A 20,144-nucleotide genomic window follows, 5' to 3' on the forward strand; every position below is an offset into this window, starting at 1 on the left:
CTCGGGGGTTCAATCTTGGCAAGGACCGTTGCGGTCGATCAGCGCCGCCAGCTCGCGAACCAGCTTGGCACCGAGAATCGCGGTGACACCACCGATATCGCGACCGGGATGCAATTCGACGATATCTGCGCCGACGATGGGCGCCGTCTGCTTGTGCAATATGGCAAGGACCTCGCGCACCGTCAGCCCGCCCGGCTCGGGATGCGCAACACCCGGCGCTGCTGACGGATCAAGGCCGTCGAGATCGATCGAGATATACAGCGGTCCCTCGAGCACCGGGACCGCATCGGGGATGAAACCCGCCATGGGGACAATCTCAACGCCGAACCGGTCTGCCTGCTCGCGGCAGTGGCCGTTGAGCGTGCGAATGCCGACCTGCACCAGCCGCTTGGCATGACCAGCTTCGCAGATGCGCGCAAAGGGCGAAGCGTGGCTGCGCGGGTTGCCGGAAAAATCGTCGTATAGATCGGGGTGCGCGTCGAAATGGAGGATATTGACCGGGCCGAAACAGGTCGCCGCAGCCTCGACAAGCGGGAAGGTTACGGCATGGTCGCCGCCGATCGCGAGCGGCACCTCGCCATCTTCGTGGAGCATCGTGACGTGACGGCGGATCGCCACGTCGTCGCGCGCCGTATCTTCGGTCAGCGGCAAATCCCCATCGTCGGTAAAGGCAACCTCGGCACCAATCTCGGGGCCCAGTTCGCTCGCCATATTTCCGCGATCGCTCCAAAGTGCGGCGCGGATCGCGGCGGGGCCGGCGGCTGCGCCGCGTTCGAAGCTGCTATTGATGTCGGTCGGCAGGCCGAAGAGACGGATCGCGGGCATGGCGCGTTGTACCCGCTGGGCGCGGCCAAGCAAGGATCAAGCGGAAAGGGCATGAAAAGTCACGCGAAGTCAACGGCGGGCGGACCGACCTGCAGGGGAGAGGGAATGCAGGCGCCCCGGTAGGGGCAAGGAGGGGGCTGGAGGCCCGCCGCCGTTCGCCGGCCGATCCACCAAAGCGAACCGGCCGGAAGGCTATCAATTGTCGTCGTCGCCCTCATCGTCGGGGCCGGCCATCATTTCTTCGGCGACCGCGTCGGTGCGGCCGCGGATCGCGGCTTCGAGCCGCTCGCGCAGTTCGGGATTCTCGGTCAGGAAATTCTTCGCATTTTCGCGGCCCTGCCCGATGCGGATCGAGTCATAGCTGAACCACGCGCCCGATTTCTCGACAAGGCCGGCCTTGACGCCGATGTCGAGGATCTCGCCGATCTTCGAAATGCCCTGCCCGTACATGATGTCGAATTCGACCTGTTTGAACGGCGGTGCGACCTTGTTCTTCACGACCTTCACGCGCGTCGTGTTGCCGACGATTTCGTCGCCATTCTTGATCTGGCCGGTGCGACGGATGTCGAGACGGACAGATGCGTAAAATTTGAGCGCGTTGCCGCCGGTCGTGGTTTCGGGATTGCCGTACATCACGCCGATCTTCATGCGCAGCTGGTTGATGAAGATCACCATGCAGCGCGAACGGCTGATCGAGCCGGTGAGCTTGCGCAGCGATTGCGACATCAGACGCGCCTGCAGGCCGACGTGGCTGTCGCCCATTTCACCTTCGATTTCGGCGCGCGGAACGAGCGCCGCGACCGAGTCGACGACAAGCACGTCGATCGCATTCGACCGCACAAGCGTGTCGACGATTTCGAGCGCCTGTTCACCGGTATCGGGCTGCGACACGATGAGTTCGTCGATATTGACGCCGAGCTTGCGTGCATAGACGGGGTCGAGCGCATGTTCGGCGTCGACGAAGGCGACGGTGCCGCCGGTCTTCTGCGCTTCGGCGAGCGTGTGAAGCGCCAGTGTCGTCTTGCCCGAGCTTTCAGGGCCGTAGATTTCGATGACGCGGCCGCGCGGCAAACCGCCGACGCCGAGTGCGATGTCGAGGCCGAGCGAACCGGTCGAGATCGCCTCAACCTGCATCGCTTCCTTCGAGCCCAATTTCATCACCGAGCCCTTGCCGAACGCGCGATCGATCTGCGCGAGCGCGGCGTCGAGCGCCTTCTGCCTGTCCGTGTTGTTCACTGATTTCCCCGATTCGACGAGTGACAATTGTCCGGCCATAACCGTCCCTTTCCAGCTCTAGAGCGACAGCAGAAGCATCGCAACGCCGGAACTATGTGCCACATTTGTTCTCATGGAACAAGTGGGGAACAAAAATTAAACTCGTTCCGGCGGGGAGCTTGCTATTCGGCCGAAAACTCTTCCAGCGCCGTCTCGATATCGCTGATCCGGAATGGCTTGGTAATCAGCTTGCGATGCGCATGCGCGGGCGGAATGACATCGCCGCCGCCCGAGGTGAAGGCGAACGGAATGCCGCGTTCGGCGAGCGCATCGGCCACCGGCCAGCCCTTTTCATCGCCAAGGTTGATATCGACAAGCGCGCCGGCGAGCGGCTCGCTGGCGATCAGCGCAAGCGCCTCTTCGTTGCTGGTGGCCTGCGCGGGTTCGGGAAGGTCGAGCGCGTCGAACATGTCGGCGAGCATCATGCCGATCAAAACGTCGTCCTCGACGAGCAGGATGCGGCGATCACTCGCCATTGGACACCCGATGCGCCGCGTCGTCGAGCGCCGCCGAGGTTGCCTCGGCAAGCTGCGCAACCGAGAAGGGCTTGGGCAGGAAGGCAACATCGTCGATGTCGATCGACTGGCGCAACTGCTCCTCGGCGTAACCCGACATGAACAGGACCGGAAGGTCGGGGCGCTTGGCGCGCATGGCGCGCACCATCGCGGGGCCGTCCATCGTCGGCATCACAACGTCGCTGATGATCAAATCGATCTTCTCCATCTGGGCAAAACGCTCGAGCCCCTCTTCGCCCTGCGAGGCGGTGACAACGCTATAACCCGCGCGCGTCAATGCGCGTTCCGCAACCGCGCGCACCATATCCTCGTCCTCGACGAGCAGGATGGTGCCGGTGCCCCACTGGCTCTTCTTGGGCTTGGCGGGCGGAGGTGCCACCACTGGCACATCACCCTCCGCCCTGTGAACGGGCAGATAGATCGAAAAACTCGTCCCCTGCCCCGGCTTGCTGTCGGCAAAGATGAAGCCCGCCGATTGCTTGATGATCCCATAGACGGTCGAGAGGCCGAGGCCCGTCCCCTTGCCGACGTCCTTGGTAGTGAAGAAGGGTTCGAAAATCTTGGGCAGCACGTCGGCCGGGATGCCGGTACCGGTATCACTGACCTTGAGCGCACAATAGTCGGCGGGCGGCATGAATTCATTGCCCATCTGCCGCACGTCGGCCGCCGAGACCGGATAAGTTTCGATCGTCAGCGTGCCGCCACCCGGCATGGCGTCGCGCGCGTTCACCGCAAGGTTGATGATGACCTGCTCGAGCTGCCCCGGATCGGCGCGCACCGCGCCGAGCCCGCGACCGTGATGTACCGCGAGCTGTACGGTCTCGCCGATCAGCCGCTTCAGCAGGTGCGACACCTCTGAAATCACGTCGGGAAGCTGCAATATCTGCGGCCGCAACGTCTGTTGCCGCGAGAAAGCGAGCAGTTGCCGCGTCAGGCTTGCTGCGCGATTGGCGTTGCTGCGGATCTGCTGGATATCGTCATAATCGCTGTCGCCCGGCGTGTGGCGCATCAGCATCAGGTCGCATGCGCCGAGCACCGCGGTCAGGATATTGTTGAAGTCATGCGCGACGCCGCCGGCGAGTTGGCCAACCGCCTGCATCTTCGATGCCTGCGCGACCTGCCGCTTCAACCGCGACTCCTCGCTCGAATCCTTGAGGCTGAGCAGCACGGCGGCCTCGCCCAGCCCGCGCACCCCAACGACGCGCATCGACACGGGATCGCCGCTTTGCCCCGCGAGCCGGATCGACAGGTCGCCGCCGACCTGCTGCCCGCTGCTGTGGCGGCGGATCATGTCGGCGAGTGGCCCCTTGTCCTCGCCGACGACGATGTCTCCAGGATAGCGCGGCATCTTGCCATCGGGAACGCTCGCGGCGCGCACAAACGCGCGGTTCATATAGAGGAAGCGCCCGTCGCGATCGACCATCGCGAGCCCGAAGGGGAGCAACGACAGCAAAGTTTCGACATAGGTTTGTGCGGTACCGCGGTCCGCCGGTCCCATCTCCTCGTCGAGCATCGCGAGCAGCATCGGCGTATTCGCATCGGCGGGCGCCAGCGGAATCTGGATCATCCGCACCGGCGTCGCGCGGTCGCCCTCGCGCGCGAAATAGAGCGCGCCCCCCTCGTCGAGCCGGATCATCGGCGCGACGTCGCGGCCCGCATAATGGCTCGCATCATCCTCACCCAGCGCGCGGAGCAGGAAGGCCTGGTTCGCGACCCGCAGCCGCCCTTCGGCGCTTACCAGCGCGGCCATGATCCCGGCATGTCCCAATGTCCGGCCCGCCGGGCCATCGAGGTGGCGGACGATTTCCGATGCAAGATCGAGCCGTTCGAGCGCCGAGAAGCGCCAGACGAGATAATCTTCCGCCTGCCCCGTGCGCGTTACCTGCGCGCGCAATTGCAGCGGACCGATCGCGATATCGTCGGCACGCCCCTCGCCGTCGCGCCAAGCGACCCGACCGGCGTTCTTGAGCACGTCGGCGCCGCGGCCTTCAAGCGGAAGCCCCGGCGGCGTGACAAAACCATTGAACCATGTCGCGAACAGGTCGTTCGCGCACACCATGCGGCCGGCGCGATCAGTGACCGCGATCGCGATATCGTCATGATTGACCGCCTGCCGAAGCATCGTCCAGTCCGGCAGCGCGGCTTCGCCGACCACCGCTGCGGGAAACAGGCGCCGCGCGAGCAGCACGCCGCCGGCGGCAACCGCGAGCCCGGCGAGGAAACCCGCCGCCAGGATCGCGTTGCCGGTCGCCCAGAACAGCAGCCCCGCCGACAACAGCGCAAGCCCCCCAAGCAACGCAATGTCGAGCCGCGACAGGCCCGCCGGAGCCGACAGCGGCCCGGCGGGACCCGCCCCCCTGATGAAATCACCATCAGCGGAGGGCGGGCTTTGCGCGGTCAACGACAGACTTTCTTTTCAGCGCATCACCAGATGCGAACGCGGTCCTTGGGTGCCAGATAGAGCTTCTGGCCTTCCTTGATCTGATAGGCCTTATACCAAGGGTCAAGATTGCGCGAGACCCAAGTCCGCTGGATCGAGGGCGAATGCGGATCGGTCGTGATCCGCTGCGACAGATTCTGTTCGCGGTAGTTGCGCCGCCACACCTGCGCCCAGCCGAGGAAGAAGCGCTGGTCGCCGGTCAAACCGTCGATCACCGGGGCTTCCTTGCCGCCAAGAGACTTCTGGTAAGCGTCGTACGCGATAGTCAGACCCGCCAGATCGCCGATATTCTCGCCCAGCGTGAACTTGCCGTCGAGATGTTCGCCGGGCAAGATTTCATAGGCGTTATACTGCGCGATCAGCGCCGCGCCCGCAGCCTCGAACGCTTTCACGTCCTCGGGCGTCCACCAGTCGGCCAGCTTGCCGGTCTCGTCATACTTCGCGCCCTGGTCGTCGAAATGATGGCTGACCTCGTGCCCGATTACCGCGCCGATACCGCCATAGTTGATCGCCGCGTCGGCGTGCGGATCGAAAAAGGGCGGCTGCAGGATCGCGGCGGGAAACACGATCTCGTTCATGCCGAAATTGGCATAGGCGTTGATCGTCATCGGGGTCATGAACCATTCCCAGCGGCGGATCGGCCCGCCAAGATGACCGATGTTATCATCGTGCGCGAACTGGTTCGCTCGCAGCGCATTGCCGAACAGGTCGTCGGCGCGGATCTCCAGCTTGCCGTAATCCTTCCACTGGTCGGGATAGCCGATCTTGGTGGTGAAATTGGCGAGCTTCTTCCGCGCCTTGACCTTCGTTGCCGGCTGCATCCAGGTCAGGCCGTCGATGCGGCTCCCCATCGATGCCAGGACATTTTTCACCAGCGTGTCCATGGCTGCCTTGGTCTCGGGCGGGAAATATTTCGCGACATAATCCTTGCCGACCGCGTCGCCGAGATTGCCGGTCGTGAAGTCGACCGCGCGCTTCCAACGTTCCTCCATCTGCGGGGTGCCCGAAAGCGCGGTGTTATAGAAAGAGAAAGTCTCCTTTGCGACCGCGTCGGGCAGGACACCTGAAAAACCGTCGAGGCTGCGCACGATCAGCATGTCGCGGATCACCGCGATCGGCGCGTCGGCGAGCAGCTTTGCCTCGCCGGTGAAGGCGCTCGGCTGCGATACGATCAGCGTATCCTCCTTGACCCCGATCCCGCGGATGAAGGTCGGCCAGTCGAAGCCCGGCGCCGCCTTGGCGAGTTCGGCGATCGTCATCTTGTTATACGCCTTGGTCGCGTCGCTGCTGTCATTCTTGTCCCAATGGACCGTCGCAACCCGCTTTTCGAAATCGTAGATTGCCTTGGCGCGCGCCGCTGCATTGGCTTCGCCCGCAAGCGTCAGGACATTTTCGAGATGCTTGAGATATGCCGCCTGGAGCGAGGTGTTGCGCTCATTTTCCTTCAGGTAGAAGTCGCGGTCGGGCATGCCGATGCCGCCCTGGAAGATGATATAGGTATAGACGTCGGGTTTCTTGTCGTCCTGCCCGACATAGCCGCCGAAGAAATGCTGGACGCCGCTGCGGTCGGCTTCGGCGAGCAGCGCGGCAAGACCAGGCTTTTCGACGGCGCGGATCTTGTTCAGCCAGGGCTGGATCGGCGCGAGCCCTTTTGCCTCAACCGTCGCACTATCAAGATAGGACGCATAGGCGCGGCCGATCATGCTGTTCGGATCGCCCTTGGCCGTGTCGAGAATTTCGCGCGTGCGCGTCTGCGACAGATCGTTGAGCGCGGTAAACATGCCATAGTTCGATTTATCGGCGGGAATCTGGGTGTTCTTCGCCCAGGTACCGTTGGCGTAGCCGTAGAAATCGTCGCCCGGCTGGACGCTCTTGTCCATGCCGCCGAGGTCGAAGCCGAAATCACCGATTTCGGGCTTTGCCGCCGTTTGCGTAGCGGCAGGCGCGGTGGCGGCTTTGTCCTTGGCGGTAGCCGGAACGGCGGCCAGCATCAGCGCGCCAAGCGCGGCGGTCGCCATCAGGCGCGAAGAAATATGCAGAGTCATGATATTCCCCAGTGTTCAATATGAAGCGAAAATCCGTGCCGCTCGGACACGATATGGATTAGCGATGTGACAGCTATACGCTGGCGGTTGGGGGGTTCAACCGGCGGCCGTGTCGCTCGTCGACGCCTCAAGTCGTTGGTCGCGCGCGCGGCGGATCTTGCGGCGCCAGCGCAGGCGGATCCAATTGTCCCAGATCAGCGACGCGAGGACATAGCCGATCACGGCCGACACGACTGAAATCACGAACAGGCCAGCCAGCCCGCCGAGCAGCGCGGTGCCCGCATTGGCGGTGAACCAGTGCCACCATTCGACCAGTGAAGCGCCCTCGTCGTAGAGGATGTAGAGGTTCGATACATTGGTGTGCAGCCCGAACAGCGCACTGCCCAGCCACACCGACGCCGCGAGGATGAGCGGGGTCGTCACGGGGTTCGACAGGAAAGTCATCGCCGCGCCGATCGGGATGTTGGCGCGGAACGGCAGCGCGAGCAGCGCGACGCCGAGTATCTGCACGCCCGGGATCAGGAAGAAGATGCCGACGAAAAGCCCGAGCGCGGTTCCGCGCCGGACCGAGGTGCGCGTGAAGCGCCACAAATGGCTGTGCGCGACGCGGTGCGCGAAGGGTTTGACGAAGCGACTCTCGAGCAGCTCTTCGCGCGATGGCGAATTACGGCGAATCCAGTTCATCACCGCTGCCTTGTCGCGAGGCTTGCCGCCGCTCATCCGCGGTCCTTCATCAGCCGCTCCTTGTCGCGCTTCCAGTCGCGCTCCTTGATCGACTCCCGCTTGTCGTGTGCCTTCTTGCCCTTGGCGAGCGCCAGTTCGACCTTCGCGCGGCCGCGGCTGTTAAAGTAGACGCTCAAGGGAACGAGCGTCATGCCCTGCCGCATCACGCCCGCGTGCATCTTGTTGATCTCGCGCCCCTTGAGCAGCAATTTGCGCGGCCGGCGCGGCTCGTGGTTATGCCGGTTGCCGTGGCTGAATTCGGGAATATTGCTGTTGATCAGCCACACTTCCCCGCCGGTCACCTCGGCATAGCTTTCGGCGATCGTCCCTTCGCCAAAGCGCAGCGCCTTTACCTCGGTCCCTTGCAATGCGATTCCCGCCTCGAACACCTGTTCGATGGCATAGTCGAAGCGCGCGCGCCGGTTCTCGGCGACGACCTTCTTCTTGTCGAATTCGGCGGCGGACTGGGGACGGGCCATGACGAAAGCTCAGATTACTCCTGCCGACGAGAGCGCGGCGTCGACGGCCGCCCGCGATGCGGCATTCGCCGGGATGATAGGTAGGCGCACTTCGGGCGAAAACCAGTCATGGACGCGCGACAGCGCATATTTTACAGGCCCGGGCGAGGTGTCGGAGAACATCGCCTGGTGCAGGTCGAACAACCGGTCGTGCAGCACCCGAGCGCGCGCCCAGTCGCCCGCAGCGCTGGCGGCGGCGAAATCGGCGCACAGGCGCGGCGCGACGTTGGCGGTGACCGAGATGCAACCGGCGCCGCCCATCACGGCGTGCGGCAGCCACAGATCGTCATTGCCGCTCAACTGGCAGAAGCCTTCGCCAGCGCCCGCCCGGTGGATCGTCACGCGCGCCAGATCGCCGCTGGCATCCTTGATCGCGACGACCGAGGGGATTTCGGCGAGCTGGCACATCGTCTCGGCGCTGATGTCGGCAACGGTGCGGCCGGGGACGTTATAAACGACGATCGGCAGGTCGCTGGCGTCGGCGAGCGCCTTGAAATGCGCGACCATCCCGTCCTGGCTCGGCCGGTTGTAATAAGGCGCGACGATCAGCGCCGCGCTCGCGCCCGCGGCCTGCGCATGGCGCATGTGACGGATGGCAGTCGCGGTGTCGTTCGATCCGCAACCCGCAATCACGGGCACGCGGCCCGCCGCTGCCTCGATGCAGGTATCGATCACCTGATAATGTTCGTCGAAGCCGAGCGTCGGGCTTTCGCCGGTCGTTCCGCATGGAACGAGGCCGCTCGTCCCCTCTTTGATCTGCCAATCGACGAGGCGTGCAAAGGCCGGGGCGTCGAACGCCCCATCGCGAAATGGCGTCACCAAAGCGGGAATCGACCCCGAAAACATGCTCCGCTCCTTTACAACAACCCGCGAAGGCCGATAGAATCCGGCCAGCGCGCCGCTATTGGACGTCTATTCAGCGCCCCGCAAGGAGTTTGGCATTAGCATGGCCGGTATGATCTCGCTGTCCCGCATTTCCCGCCTCGCGCTCGCCGCGGCTCTTCTCATCCCGACCACCGCTCATGCCAGCGAACTGACCCCCGAACAGATGGCCTGGTATCGCGCGCAGATGGGCCTCGCCGCCCAGTCGGGCGCGCCGCCCTCGACCAATTCGGTCGGCGATGCCGTGCTCGAATGGCGCCGGCTGACGGCGAACACCGGCGCGTCGTTCGACCAGCTTTCGCGCTTCCTCATGGCCAACAAGGGCTGGCCCGATAGCGAAAAGATGCGCACGCGCGCCGAAAAGGCCATCTCGCTCGACAGCTACGATCCGGCCCGCACCCTCGCCTATTTCCAGGCTTATCCGCCGCAGACCGCGAGCGGGCAACTACGCTATGCGCTCGCACTCAACGCCTCGGGCCGCCGCGGGGACGCCGCCGACGCAGTTCGCCGCGCATGGACGAGCGGGCCGCTCGACGATTATGAAACGAGCCGCGCACTGAGCATGTTCCCCGGCGCGATCACTTCGGCCGACCACGATGCACGGATGGACCGCTTGCTGTGGCTCGGCGCGACGTCGGCTGCGAGCCGCCAGCTCGCCTATACCTCGCCCGACAAGCGCAGCGTCTTCGCCGCACGGCTTGCGATGCGCAACGCGTCGGTCGACGCGGCCTTCCAGGCATCGGCGGTCGAAAGCCAGAATCCGTCGCTGACGCGAACCGATGCCGGCTATATCACGGACAAGGCGACCTGGCTGCGCAAGGCGGGCCGCGTCGGCGAAGCGCGCGCGCTGCTCGCCGCGCCGCGTTCACTCGCAAAACCTCCGACCGATACCGAAGAATGGCTGGAAACGCTGCTGACCAACGCGCGACAGGCGAGCGAAGGCGGAGACAAGACAACCGCCTATAATATCGCGCGCCAGCTAGACGATGCCTTCCCTGCGGGCACGGTGATCCGCGAAACCCCGCTCGGTGTGCGCGACGACTATACTTCGCTCGCATGGCTTGCAGGGCAGCTTGCCTATCGCGATCTTCGCCGCCCGGCCGAAGCGGTGCGCCTGTACCGTGCCTATGGCGAAGCCGCCCGGTCGGCGCAGACGCGCACCAAGGGTTTCTATTGGGCCGGCCGGGCCGCGCTGGCCGCGGGCGACCGCGGGACGGCAAACGCCCATTTTGCCGATGCGGCGCAGCATTATGATCAATATTACGGCCAATTGTCGCTCGAACGGCTGAACCGCCCGCAGCCCAAGCCGACGCCCGATCCGACGATCCAGGTGAGCAACGACGAACGCCGCACGTTCGAGGATGACCGGCTGGTCCGCGCCGCGCGCGCGCTCGGCGAAATCGGTGCGTGGCGCGAGCAGTCCCAATTCCTGCGCGCGCTCGCGCAGAAAGCAACCTCGCCCGCGGACCATGTGCTCGCAGGCAAGCTCGCGACGCAGATCGGGCGCCCCGACCTTGGTGTCATGATCGGGCGGAGCGCGCAGGCAAACAGCCTCGATGCCGTCGAGGTCTCGGGCTTTCCGACCGTCCGCGTCCCCGCGGGCCACGAAAGCAACTGGACCTTCATCCACGCGATCACGCGGCAGGAAAGCCAGTTCGACCGCGCGGCGGTCAGCCACGCGGGCGCGCGCGGGATGATGCAATTGATGCCGGGTACGGCGCGCGAAGTCGCGGGCAAGCTCGGCATGAGCTACGACGCCGGCTCGCTGACCACCGACACCAATTACAACATGATGCTGGGGTCGACCTATTTCCAGCAGATGCTGCGCTATTTCGGCGGTAGCTATCCGCTTGCGGTCGCAGCATATAACGCCGGGCCGGGCAATGTGAACAAATGGCTGCGCGCCAACGGCGATCCGCGCGGCGGCGGGATCGAAATGATCGACTGGATCGAGGCGATCCCGATCTTCGAGACGCGCAACTATGTCCAGCGCGTGCTCGAAAATGCCGTCGTCTACGATACGCTGCGCGACGGTGGCGGGTCGCGGCAGCAGGCGCCGCTGAGCTTCTACCTCGGCAAACGCACGCCCGGCTGACACCGAATGGCGGGGGAGAAGACGAATATCATCAGCCCGGCGGGCTACGCGGCGCTGCGCGGCGAATATGACGCGCTGCTGGGCGACGAACGGCCGAAGCTGGTCGAGGTGATCAGCTGGGCGGCGGGCAATGGCGACCGCAGCGAGAATGGCGACTATATCTATGGCCGCAAACGACTGCGCGAAATCGACCGCCGGCTAGGCTTCCTCGCGAGGCGGATGAAGGCGGCACGCGTCGTCGACCCTGCCGAACAACCCGACAAGAGCCGCATCTGGTTCGGTGCGACTGTCGAACTGGCCGACGACGACGATGCGCGGCGGATCGTCACTCTCGTCGGCGACGACGAGGCCGAGGCGGGCGAAGGCCGGATCGGCTGGAACAGCCCCCTCGCCCGCGCGCTGCGAGGCGCCGGGGTCGGCGATTTGCGCACCGTGCAACTGCCTGCCGGGCCCAAGGAATGGGAAGTGATCGCGGTCAGCTATCCCTGACCGCTACAGACCGATCCCCGCGATCAGGTCGCGCTGGTCCTTCCGGAGTTCGGGAAGGTCGCGCGCGAGCTTTGCCCAGTGCGAGGCCTCGCGAGCGTCGGCCGCGACGCCGATCCCCTTGGCATAGGCATATGCCAGGATCGCACGCGACCCGGCAAAACCGGCACGCGCCGCAACACCGCAGTCCTCGATCGCGCCAGCCAGCGTCTTGTCGGCGAAATGCGCCTCGCAGAGCCAGTGATTGCCCTCCGGATTGCCCGCATCGGCGAGGGTACGCAGCCGCGTGAGGTTCGCTTCGCGCGTATCGGCGAAATAGGTCAGCGCAAAGATCGCCGCCGGATGCCCCTTTTCCGCCGCCTCGGCATAAAGCGCCTGCGAACGCACGAAGTCGGGGGTGCCGAAGGTGCCCGCCGCCAGCCGATAGGCGAGATGCGTCTTCGCCTTGGAGAAACCCGCGTCCGATGCAGCCACATACAGGTCATAGGCGCGCTTCACGTCGGCGGGTGGCGGGTCGTTTTCGAGGAGTAGATAGGCAAGTTCCTGCTGCCCTGCCGGGAAACCCTGCGCCGCCGACGCTTCGAGATAGGCACGCGCACGCGGCAGGTCTTTTTTCATCCCGACCCCGAGCGACAGCATATAGCCGGCGAGTTGCTGTGCGAGCGGATGCCCTCCGTCGGCCAGTCCGACAATCTCGCCCGCGCTATGCCGCGACAGCACGTCGGCAATCAGGATCGGCTCGTCCTCGATCGCGAGGCGGTCGAGCGAAATATCGACGAGCGGGTCGATAGCAGGCTTTGCCCCGCGCGTCGCAGCCGCCCCCGAAATCGCAGCGGGCGCCGGCGCCACCGATGGCGTCCGGGATATCTCCGGCGGCGCGACAAGATAATAATCGTCGAACCAGCTGCCGTAATGAAAGGGCTGTTGCGGCCCGTGCTCCATCCCGAAAGTCCGCTTATACACTTCGCGCGACACGACCTTGAAATAATCGGAAATTTCGAGCCCCGGGATCCCGAGTTCCTTGACCACCGCTGCCGCGAACGGGCTGACCGGCGAGCCCACCGGGGCGAAATCGAGCGCGGGACGCCCCTTGGCGGTCGAATAGAAAACCGCCCCCTGCCCGATATCGAGCAGTCCCAGCGGCGCCGATCCGGCTTCACCGCCCGTGATATTGACGTCCTCCACGCGTACGACCGGCTCCGCGGTGCGGCACGCGTCGACGAACAGCAACGTAAAGGCCCCCTCTGGCACGACGTGTTTCACCAGCGCCTCGATCGACAGATAGCGCTTCTCGACGTCGGCGCGGCGTGTCGCGGGCGGCGCGTCCATCGGTACCAGCCAGTTGCGGCCACCATATTCGAACCCGTGTCCGGCATAATAGAGGACGACCGACTTCGCACCTTTCGCTTCGCCGGCGAATTTGGCGAGCGCGATATCGAGCGCCGCCTTGTCGGCATTGCGGACGATTCGCGGCGCGATGCCCGCCTTCGCAAAGGCATCGCAAACATAGTCGATGTCGTTCACGGCGTTTTTGAGCGACGGCCATTCCCAGTCGTTATAGGCGCTGTTGCCGATGAGTAGCGCGACGCGATCACCCTGTAGCGGTCCGCTGCCGCAAGAACCCGACGGCTGCGCCATCGCGGCCGGAGCCAAAGGGACCAGTCCGATAAACGCAGCGCCCAGCGCGCCGATCCGCCACATTTTTCCCAACTGCCTGCCCCCTTCGACGCATTTTCCCACCCACGCGAAGAACGGCGGAAATCTGCGCAACTTCACTCTGAATTCGCATATGCGCGGTTTCAGGCGACCCCGAGGCAAGGGTAGGTCAGCAGGATGATGTAGGAAAGCGGAAAACCGGCCTGTGCGCCAAATCACCCGCGGTGGCTGGACGATATGATAGCGACTGATAATCTGTCGGTGATCGAGGGGGGAATGAGCGATGCGCAGCCTGGGATTGATCGCGGTATTTTCACTATGCGGTGTGGCCCATGCCGCGCCCGATCGGCTGGCGATGCCGCCGATCACCGACGCGATGCTGAACGACTGGCTGGAGGCCGGCGAAGAAATCGAGACGCGCGCCGACGGCGACCTCAACGGCGATGGCGACACGGATACGGTCTATGTCATCGCAAGTCCCGATGCACGCACGCTCCGCGTCATGCTGAGCTATCGCAGCGAGTTCGATATCGGCCATTCGCCCGCGGGCGAACTGAAGCTCGAGCCCGATCGGCTGGGCGCAGCGGGGCTGACTATTGACAAGGGCGTGCTGACGATCAGCGACCTGACCGGCGGCACCACAGCGCTGTCGGCGACCTATCGCTACCGCCCCGCCGCAACGAAGGACGGGCCGAGGATGCGGCTGATCGGGCTCGATGCGACGGTGTACAGCCGGACCTATGCGCATGACGGCAATGAGATGAGCTGGAATGTCGCGACCGGCGACACCATCACGAGTTTGCTCAAGGTCGCGGCGAGCGGCGATCGCGGGTACGACAAGCTTCATACCCGCAAATTCAGGCAGCCCGTTCGCACCATCTATATGGAGGACACACCGGGCGCCGAAGAGGAGCTCATCCGCCTCACGAAGGCGAAATGAAGCTCGCGATCAGGGCTGCAGCAAAACCGGGATGATCCAGATCGCGGACATTACGATAATCACCGCGACCAGCGAAAAAGCCAGCACATAGCGGACATTATGCCCCTTTACGCCGCTGCTCGCTTCGGTCTCGGTCACTTCGACATGGTCATCGACGACTTTCATGATGCGTTCCCTTTCAACTGTCCGCGTAAAACGCGGCCCCCGCACGGGCGGTTCCCGACGACGGCGTTGGGGAGAGGTGCCAGAGGGTCTGTAAGCCGGGTTCTGTCCACCCCGTTGCCGGGGATAGGCGATCATTCCTCTAGGCGAACGGTTACCCGAACGCTCAAGCAGTCAACCCGGACGGTTGGGCCGGAATCAGCCCTGAGTTGCCTCGTACCATCCCTATTCGACCTTGCTCCCGGTGGGGTTTGCCGTGCCGCGCCTGTTACCAGCCGCGCGGTGCGCTCTTACCGCACCCTTTCACCTTTCGCCGGGCCGAAGCCGTTGGCGGTCTGCTCTCTGTGGCACTTTCCCTGAATCGGCCCGAAAGCCGACCCGCCGGACGTTATCCGGCACCGTGATTTCCGTGGAGCCCGGACTTTCCTCCCCTTCCTTGCGAAAGCGGCGATCGCCCGACCCTCTGGCACGCCCGACTATAGCAATATTGCAGACGGTTGGCGAGCGGTACGAAAAAGGCTCGCGCTTGGCCCACAGGCGCGGCCATAGGGAGGCAAATGCCAATCGATGCACAACAGGAGCAATATGTGACTAAACCCGGCCAATCCCCGATCGACCGCCGATCCTTCCTCGCGGCGGGCGCTATGGCCCTTGCCTTGGGCGGATACGGCGCCGCCGCGGCCGGAAAGCAGCGCTTCATGATGGACGGCCTCAGCTTCCTGCCCGAAGACCTAGCCGAAATCGGAGCGTCAGGCCTTGGCGGGATGATCTGCGACATTTCCGAAATCGAAGAGGTTCGCGACAAGGATAATGTGCCGCGTTACCTCAGGACCTTCGAAAAATGCAGCGCCGCACTCGACGCGGCCGTCGCACGGCTGGCGAACCGGCCCGAAGCCTTCGTCGCGCTTAAAGGATCGGACATCGGCACGCGTCCGGGCTGCGCCACCTTCCTGCAATTCCAATCGTGCGAGCCTGTCGGCACCGACCTGACGCGCATCGCCGATTTCCAACGGCGCGGTCTCCGCGTCCTGCAATTCACGCACCATAACAATAATTTGTTCGCCGGCGGCGCGCTCGAACGCGAATGGAGCGGATTGACCCCGCTCGGCATCGAAGGGTTGGCCGAGATGAACCGCGTCGGGGTCGTCCCCGACGTCTCGCACGGGTCCGAACCCACGATGCTGGATGCCGCACGGCGCAGTTCGACGCCGATCCTGCTGTCGCACGGCGCGTGCAAGGCGATCGTCGACCATCCCCGCTGCGCCTCCGACACCGTCATCAAGGCGATCGCCGACAAGGGCGGGATGATGGGCATCTTTATGATGAGCTTCTGGCTGACCCGCGAAGCGACACCGACGGTTGACCATCTGATCGCGCAGATACGTCATGTCGCCAATATCGCCGGGATCGAAGCGGTGGGGATATCGAATGATTTCCCGATGGCGGGCCAGACCAACCTTGTCGCGCTGAACAACGACAATGCCGAAGGCGTGAAGGAATATCTGCCCTGGTGGCAGGCGATGCGCGAGCAGAGGATTGCCGGCTTCGACTGGACGCCCGAGCATGTCGTCATTCCCGAGCTGAACAATATCCGCCGCATGGCGACGATCGCGGCGGCGCTCGACAAGGCGCGGTTCCGCTCGCGCGACATCGAACGCATCATGGGCGGGAACTGGCGCCGCGTGCTCACCGACGTGCTGGGCTGAAGCCCAAGAAAAGGGGCGGCTCCGCGGGGAGCCGCCCCTTCCTGTTTACAGGTCCCCGGCGAACCGGGGCCCGATTTCTTAGAAGCGGAAGACCGCCCCGACGTAGAGATTGCGACCGAACGGATCATAGCTGTCCGCCGCAGTTTCGGTGCCGGTGATGTTCGACGCACCATTCTGGTTGATGACCGGCGGCTTCTTGTCGAACAGATTGTCGATGCCGGCGTAGAATTCCAGGCGATCCTTGTCGACGGCGAAGCGCGCCTGGACGTCGTGATACCAGTAAGCCTTGACGTAGTTCTCGTCACCGAGGCCCGGGTTGCCGCCGAGCGTATCCTGCATCTTGCTCTGGTAGTTGGTGCGCCAGTTCAAGCTGAAGGGTCCGGTCTTGTACGTCACCGACAGGTTCGCACGATGCTTGAAACCGGCGCCAAGACGACCGTCGCCATTGAGCTGGCCGCGGTTGTCCTGGACGTCGCCGCCAGCAAATGACTGCAGCGTCAGCTTGTCGAGGTAGGTGTAGAGCAACGCGACGTCGAGGCTGCTGTCTTCGCCCCAGCTCGTCTTGTAACGCGCCTGAACGTCGACACCTGCGGTTTCGATATTTGCCGAGTTAACCGGGTACGCGTTAATCTGATAAAGCGTTCCCGGCGTACGCGGACGCGGCGTACCGACCTGTTCGCGAACGATCAGGCTGCAAAGCGCCGACGCACCGGCCGAAGCAACGCAGTCGTTGATCGCGGTCTGGCGAGGAATCAGCTGGATCGCGTCTTTCACCTTGATGTTGAAATAGTCGACCGTGACGCTGAGCCCGGGCACAAAGCTCGGCGTGAGCACCACGCCAGCAGTCCACGTGTTCGCGGTTTCTTCCTTGAGGTTGCGGTTGCCGCTGTCTTCGCCCTCGATGCTCTGACGATCGAGATTGTTGTTGTAGACGAAGGTGCCGTTCGCGGCGATCTGCTGCGCGATACCCGGAATGGTACGGCAATAGGTGTCCTGCGGACGGCTCGACGTCGCCGTCACGCCTTCGCAAGGATCAGTCAGGCCCGACGGGAAGGTCTGCGACGCGCCCTGATACAGCTCGCCGATGTTCGGCGCGCGGGTCGCGCGCGAATAGACCGCACGGAAACGGATATCCGACGTCGGCGCCCAGTCGCCACCGATCTTGTAGCTCCAGACCGACCCGACGGTGTCATAATAATCACCGTAGCGTACCGCGGCCTCGAGGCCGAGATATTCGGCAAAGGGAACGTCCGACAGGATCGGCACGACCGTTTCGCCATAGGCTTCGAACACGCGATACTTGCCCGTGGTGTTGGTCAGCGCATTGCTCAGCGTGTTGCCCGACTGCGTCGCCGCGTCATAGATTTCGCTGCTGCGTTCGGTGCGATGCTCGATACCGCCGGCGACCTTCACGTCGCCGCCCGGCAGACGGAAGACCGAACCCGAGGTATTGAAGGCGAACACTTCCTGGTTGATCTTCGCCTTGTAGGTCGAGAGCTGGCCATTGTTCGTGATATAGGCGATCGATTCGGGCGAAGCGGTGCCCGCGCCGAAGATGTTGAACGGCTTACAGCCCGCCGCACGCGCCGCCGCATCGCGGCACTCGGCCGTCGCGGGATTCGCACCTACCGCGTCGAGCGCATAATAGAGGCGATCACGCAACGCGGTTTCGGACGCGGTATTTTCGACCGTCTGGCTGCGGTTGTAATAGGCGTCCCACTTCCAGTCGCCGAACAGCGTGCCGCGAAGGCCCGCCACCGCGCGATAGAATTCGCGGTCGGCACGATTCGAGCGGTCGAACACACCATTGAAGCGCTTGGTGAAACCGATCGTGGTCTCGCCGGCAGCGATCGCGGCGTCGCGAATCGTCTGCGGAACGAAGGGATTGTTGATCGAGATACCGGGCAGGATCGTGCCGTCGGGCAGCTGCGCATCCGAATTGTCGAACGCATAAGGCTCGAGGCGCGAGCGCGACTTCACCTTGGCATAGGTGCCTTCGGCAAAGAAGGTAAGCGAATCGTTGATGTCGAAGTGCCCGAGGCCGTTGAGCAGGTAACGCTCGAGCGGCACGGCGATATAGCGTTCGCCGTTGCGGTTGTAGCCATCGACTGGCGAGTCATAACCTTCCTTGAGGTTCCCTGCGGGATCATAGGTGTAGCTGGTGTCGCCGACAAAGAAGCGGCCCTGCGGCGTAAAGCTGCTGCGGAAGGGGACGTCTTCGGCCGAGATGGCGCGCTTGTAGGAACGCAGGCCCGTGTCGCGGTCATACTGGCCGGCGAGCGTGATGTTGCCGCGGCCGTCCGCGAAATTCTTGCCGACCGTCAGGCCGAGCATCTGGCGGCCGTTGTCGCCTTCGTCGGTGATGCCTGCCTGGGCGCGGCCGCGAATGCCTTCGAAGTCATCCTTCAGGATGAAGTTGACCACGCCGGCCATCGCTTCCGAGCCATAGACCGCCGACGAACCGCCGGTGAGCACTTCGACGCGCTGCAGCAGGTCGGTCGGGATATTGTTGATGTCGACGGCCGACGTCCCGCCGATACCGGCGGCGACGCGGCGGCCGTTCACCAGGACGAGCGTACGGCTGTTGCCGAGGTTGCGAAGATTGACCGTGGCGACACCGTTGCCACTCGTCAGGAAGTTCGAGTTGGTGCGTCCGATGCCGGTGCCGATCGACGGCATTTCATTCAGGACGTCCGAGATATTCTGCGAGCCCTGCTGAAGGATCGATGCTTCGCCGAGCACCTGGACCGGGCTCGATCCCTCGAGTTCGGGGCGCCCGATGCGCGAGCCCGTCACGACAATCGTATCTTCGCTCGCTTCATCGGCGGTGGCGGCGGCGTCCTGGGCGTGCGCCGGAGCCGAAAGCATCACCACGCTCAGGACGAGCGGAGCGGCAGTCAATTTCAGTAGGGGGAGATAAGCTTTTTTCACAGTGCAGTATTCCTCGCTGCTTATGGCAGAATAGGAAGGGACGGCACCCGGGAGGATTGCAACCTTGCGCCGCCCCCCCTGCCGGGGCCGATGGGCCTTCCGGCCGGGCGCGTAAAGGAGGTTTCAGCCGCGCGCCAAAATTTCCTCCAATTTGTGACCATTTTGCAACAGGATGCCGACGGCGCGGCAAAAACGCGGCTCCGCGCGAAGCGGCCGGAGACGGTTTCCCTTACGGTTTCGGCTATCCCCCTTCGGGTTGCGGAAGCAGCAGCGCGAGCAGGATCGCGCGGCATTCGCCATCGATTGTGCCGTCGATCAGTTCGGGCCGAAAGCGCCGCTGGAACGCGACCGTCGCCGCGAACCCGTCGGTTACATCATAGCCGAAGCGTTCGAGCGCGAGCAGGAAGCCCGCGTCGGTCCACAGGGGATCGGTCAGCTTCTTCGTCGGTCGCGGCAGCGCGAGGCGGCGGCGCGCGAGTTCTTCCCACGGGAACAGTTCGCCGGGGTCCTGTTTGCGCGTCGGAGCGATGTCCGAATGGCCGATAACATTGCCGCGCGTGATCGCGTGCCGGTCCTTGATCAGGTGGACGAGACGGACGACCGAAGCGACCTGCGGGTCGGGAAAGGGCACATAGCCCCATTCGTGCCCCGGATTGACGATCTCGATCCCGACGCTCGCCGAATTGACGTCGCTGACCCCGCGCCAATGCGACTGCCCGGCATGCCAGGCGCGCTTGTCTTCGGGTACCATTTGGGTGATCTGGCCGTCCTCGCTGACGACATAGTGCGCCGATACCTTGGCTTCCGGGTTGGCAAGCCAATCAATGGCTTCGGCGCCGTCCTTCATGCCCGTGTAATGTAACACGATCATCGAAATGGGCAGCGCGCGTTCGTCGAAATTGGGAGACCAGCGTTCGATAAAATCGCTCATGCGTATCGCGGTTC

Annotated in this window: 16 protein-coding genes and 1 other RNA gene; 4 read left to right on the forward strand and 13 right to left on the reverse strand. The window is 64.0% G+C overall.

Going from position 1 to position 20,144, the window contains the following annotated elements; translation table 11 throughout:
• Positions 1–9 precede the first annotated feature (9 nt).
• The 8 genes from speB to dapA all read right to left on the reverse strand — a co-directional run bounded on the left by speB (position 10) and on the right by dapA (position 9,187).
• Positions 10–825: an agmatinase gene (speB, locus tag VGN62_RS19865; protein WP_327457182.1), complete on the reverse strand. Its 816-nt coding sequence runs from the start codon at positions 823–825 to the stop codon at positions 10–12.
• A 195-nt stretch (positions 826–1,020) separates the two neighbouring features.
• Positions 1,021–2,100, reverse strand: coding sequence for a recombinase RecA (gene recA / locus VGN62_RS19870; RefSeq protein ID WP_327457184.1), 1,080 nt, complete (start codon positions 2,098–2,100; stop codon positions 1,021–1,023).
• 122 nt (positions 2,101–2,222) lie between these two features.
• Positions 2,223–2,576 (reverse strand): response regulator, encoded by a 354-nt coding sequence (locus tag VGN62_RS19875; protein ID WP_327457187.1) that lies wholly within the window; start codon positions 2,574–2,576, stop codon positions 2,223–2,225.
• A complete protein-coding gene (locus VGN62_RS19880) occupies positions 2,566–4,950 on the reverse strand; it encodes a hybrid sensor histidine kinase/response regulator (RefSeq protein ID WP_327457756.1) in 2,385 nt (794 codons plus the stop codon). The genes VGN62_RS19875 and VGN62_RS19880 overlap by 11 nt, the downstream gene beginning before the upstream one ends.
• An 89-nt stretch (positions 4,951–5,039) precedes the next feature.
• Complete coding sequence (locus VGN62_RS19885; protein ID WP_327457189.1) at positions 5,040–7,100, reverse strand: M13 family metallopeptidase; 2,061 nt, start codon at positions 7,098–7,100, stop codon at positions 5,040–5,042.
• Between the two features lie 96 nt (positions 7,101–7,196).
• On the reverse strand, positions 7,197–7,820 hold the full coding sequence (locus VGN62_RS19890; RefSeq protein WP_327457191.1) for a DUF2062 domain-containing protein: 624 nt from the start codon (positions 7,818–7,820) through the stop codon (positions 7,197–7,199).
• Complete coding sequence (gene smpB / locus VGN62_RS19895) at positions 7,817–8,302, reverse strand: SsrA-binding protein SmpB (protein WP_327457193.1); 486 nt, start codon at positions 8,300–8,302, stop codon at positions 7,817–7,819. Before smpB ends, VGN62_RS19890 begins: the two co-directional genes overlap by 4 nt.
• Before the next feature lie 9 nt (positions 8,303–8,311).
• Positions 8,312–9,187 (reverse strand): 4-hydroxy-tetrahydrodipicolinate synthase, encoded by an 876-nt coding sequence (gene dapA, locus VGN62_RS19900; protein WP_327457195.1) that lies wholly within the window; start codon positions 9,185–9,187, stop codon positions 8,312–8,314.
• A gap of 100 nt (positions 9,188–9,287) precedes the next feature.
• On the opposite strand from dapA, the gene VGN62_RS19905 reads away from it, so the two are divergent.
• Both VGN62_RS19905 and greB read left to right on the forward strand, forming a co-directional pair.
• Entirely contained in the window at positions 9,288–11,318 is a 2,031-nt protein-coding gene (locus VGN62_RS19905; RefSeq protein ID WP_327457198.1) for a lytic transglycosylase domain-containing protein, read from the forward strand.
• Between the two features lie 6 nt (positions 11,319–11,324).
• The gene (gene greB, locus VGN62_RS19910; protein ID WP_327457202.1) at positions 11,325–11,807 is read left to right on the forward strand and encodes a transcription elongation factor GreB; all 483 of its coding nucleotides are present in this window, start codon (positions 11,325–11,327) and stop codon (positions 11,805–11,807) included.
• A 3-nt stretch (positions 11,808–11,810) separates the two neighbouring features.
• Here the strand turns inward: greB and VGN62_RS19915 are convergent, their stop codons facing one another.
• A complete protein-coding gene (locus VGN62_RS19915) occupies positions 11,811–13,505 on the reverse strand; it encodes a caspase family protein (protein WP_327457758.1) in 1,695 nt (564 codons plus the stop codon).
• A gap of 238 nt (positions 13,506–13,743) precedes the next feature.
• On the opposite strand from VGN62_RS19915, the gene VGN62_RS19920 reads away from it, so the two are divergent.
• A complete protein-coding gene (locus VGN62_RS19920; RefSeq protein WP_327457204.1) occupies positions 13,744–14,400 on the forward strand; it encodes a hypothetical protein in 657 nt (218 codons plus the stop codon).
• A gap of 9 nt (positions 14,401–14,409) precedes the next feature.
• Here VGN62_RS19920 and VGN62_RS19925 read toward each other — a convergent pair whose 3' ends face one another.
• A complete protein-coding gene (locus VGN62_RS19925) occupies positions 14,410–14,565 on the reverse strand; it encodes a hypothetical protein (protein WP_156419570.1) in 156 nt (51 codons plus the stop codon).
• Between the two features lie 75 nt (positions 14,566–14,640).
• Positions 14,641–15,029: RNase P RNA component class A (gene rnpB, locus VGN62_RS19930), an RNA gene on the reverse strand.
• 120 nt (positions 15,030–15,149) lie between these two features.
• Here rnpB and VGN62_RS19935 point away from each other — a divergent pair.
• Positions 15,150–16,268 carry a membrane dipeptidase gene (locus VGN62_RS19935; RefSeq protein ID WP_327457207.1) on the forward strand — a complete coding sequence of 373 codons (1,119 nt, stop codon included), beginning with the start codon at positions 15,150–15,152 and terminating at the stop codon, positions 16,266–16,268.
• Between the two features lie 78 nt (positions 16,269–16,346).
• Here the strand turns inward: VGN62_RS19935 and VGN62_RS19940 are convergent, their stop codons facing one another.
• Both VGN62_RS19940 and VGN62_RS19945 read right to left on the reverse strand, forming a co-directional pair.
• Positions 16,347–19,199 (reverse strand): TonB-dependent receptor domain-containing protein, encoded by a 2,853-nt coding sequence (locus tag VGN62_RS19940; protein WP_327457209.1) that lies wholly within the window; start codon positions 19,197–19,199, stop codon positions 16,347–16,349.
• Between the two features lie 241 nt (positions 19,200–19,440).
• The gene (locus tag VGN62_RS19945; RefSeq protein WP_327457211.1) at positions 19,441–20,130 is read right to left on the reverse strand and encodes an N-acetylmuramoyl-L-alanine amidase; all 690 of its coding nucleotides are present in this window, start codon (positions 20,128–20,130) and stop codon (positions 19,441–19,443) included.
• Positions 20,131–20,144: the final 14 nt, after the last annotated feature.

This window comes from Sphingopyxis sp. (genome assembly GCF_035998905.1).
Taxonomy (GTDB): domain Bacteria; phylum Pseudomonadota; class Alphaproteobacteria; order Sphingomonadales; family Sphingomonadaceae; genus Sphingopyxis.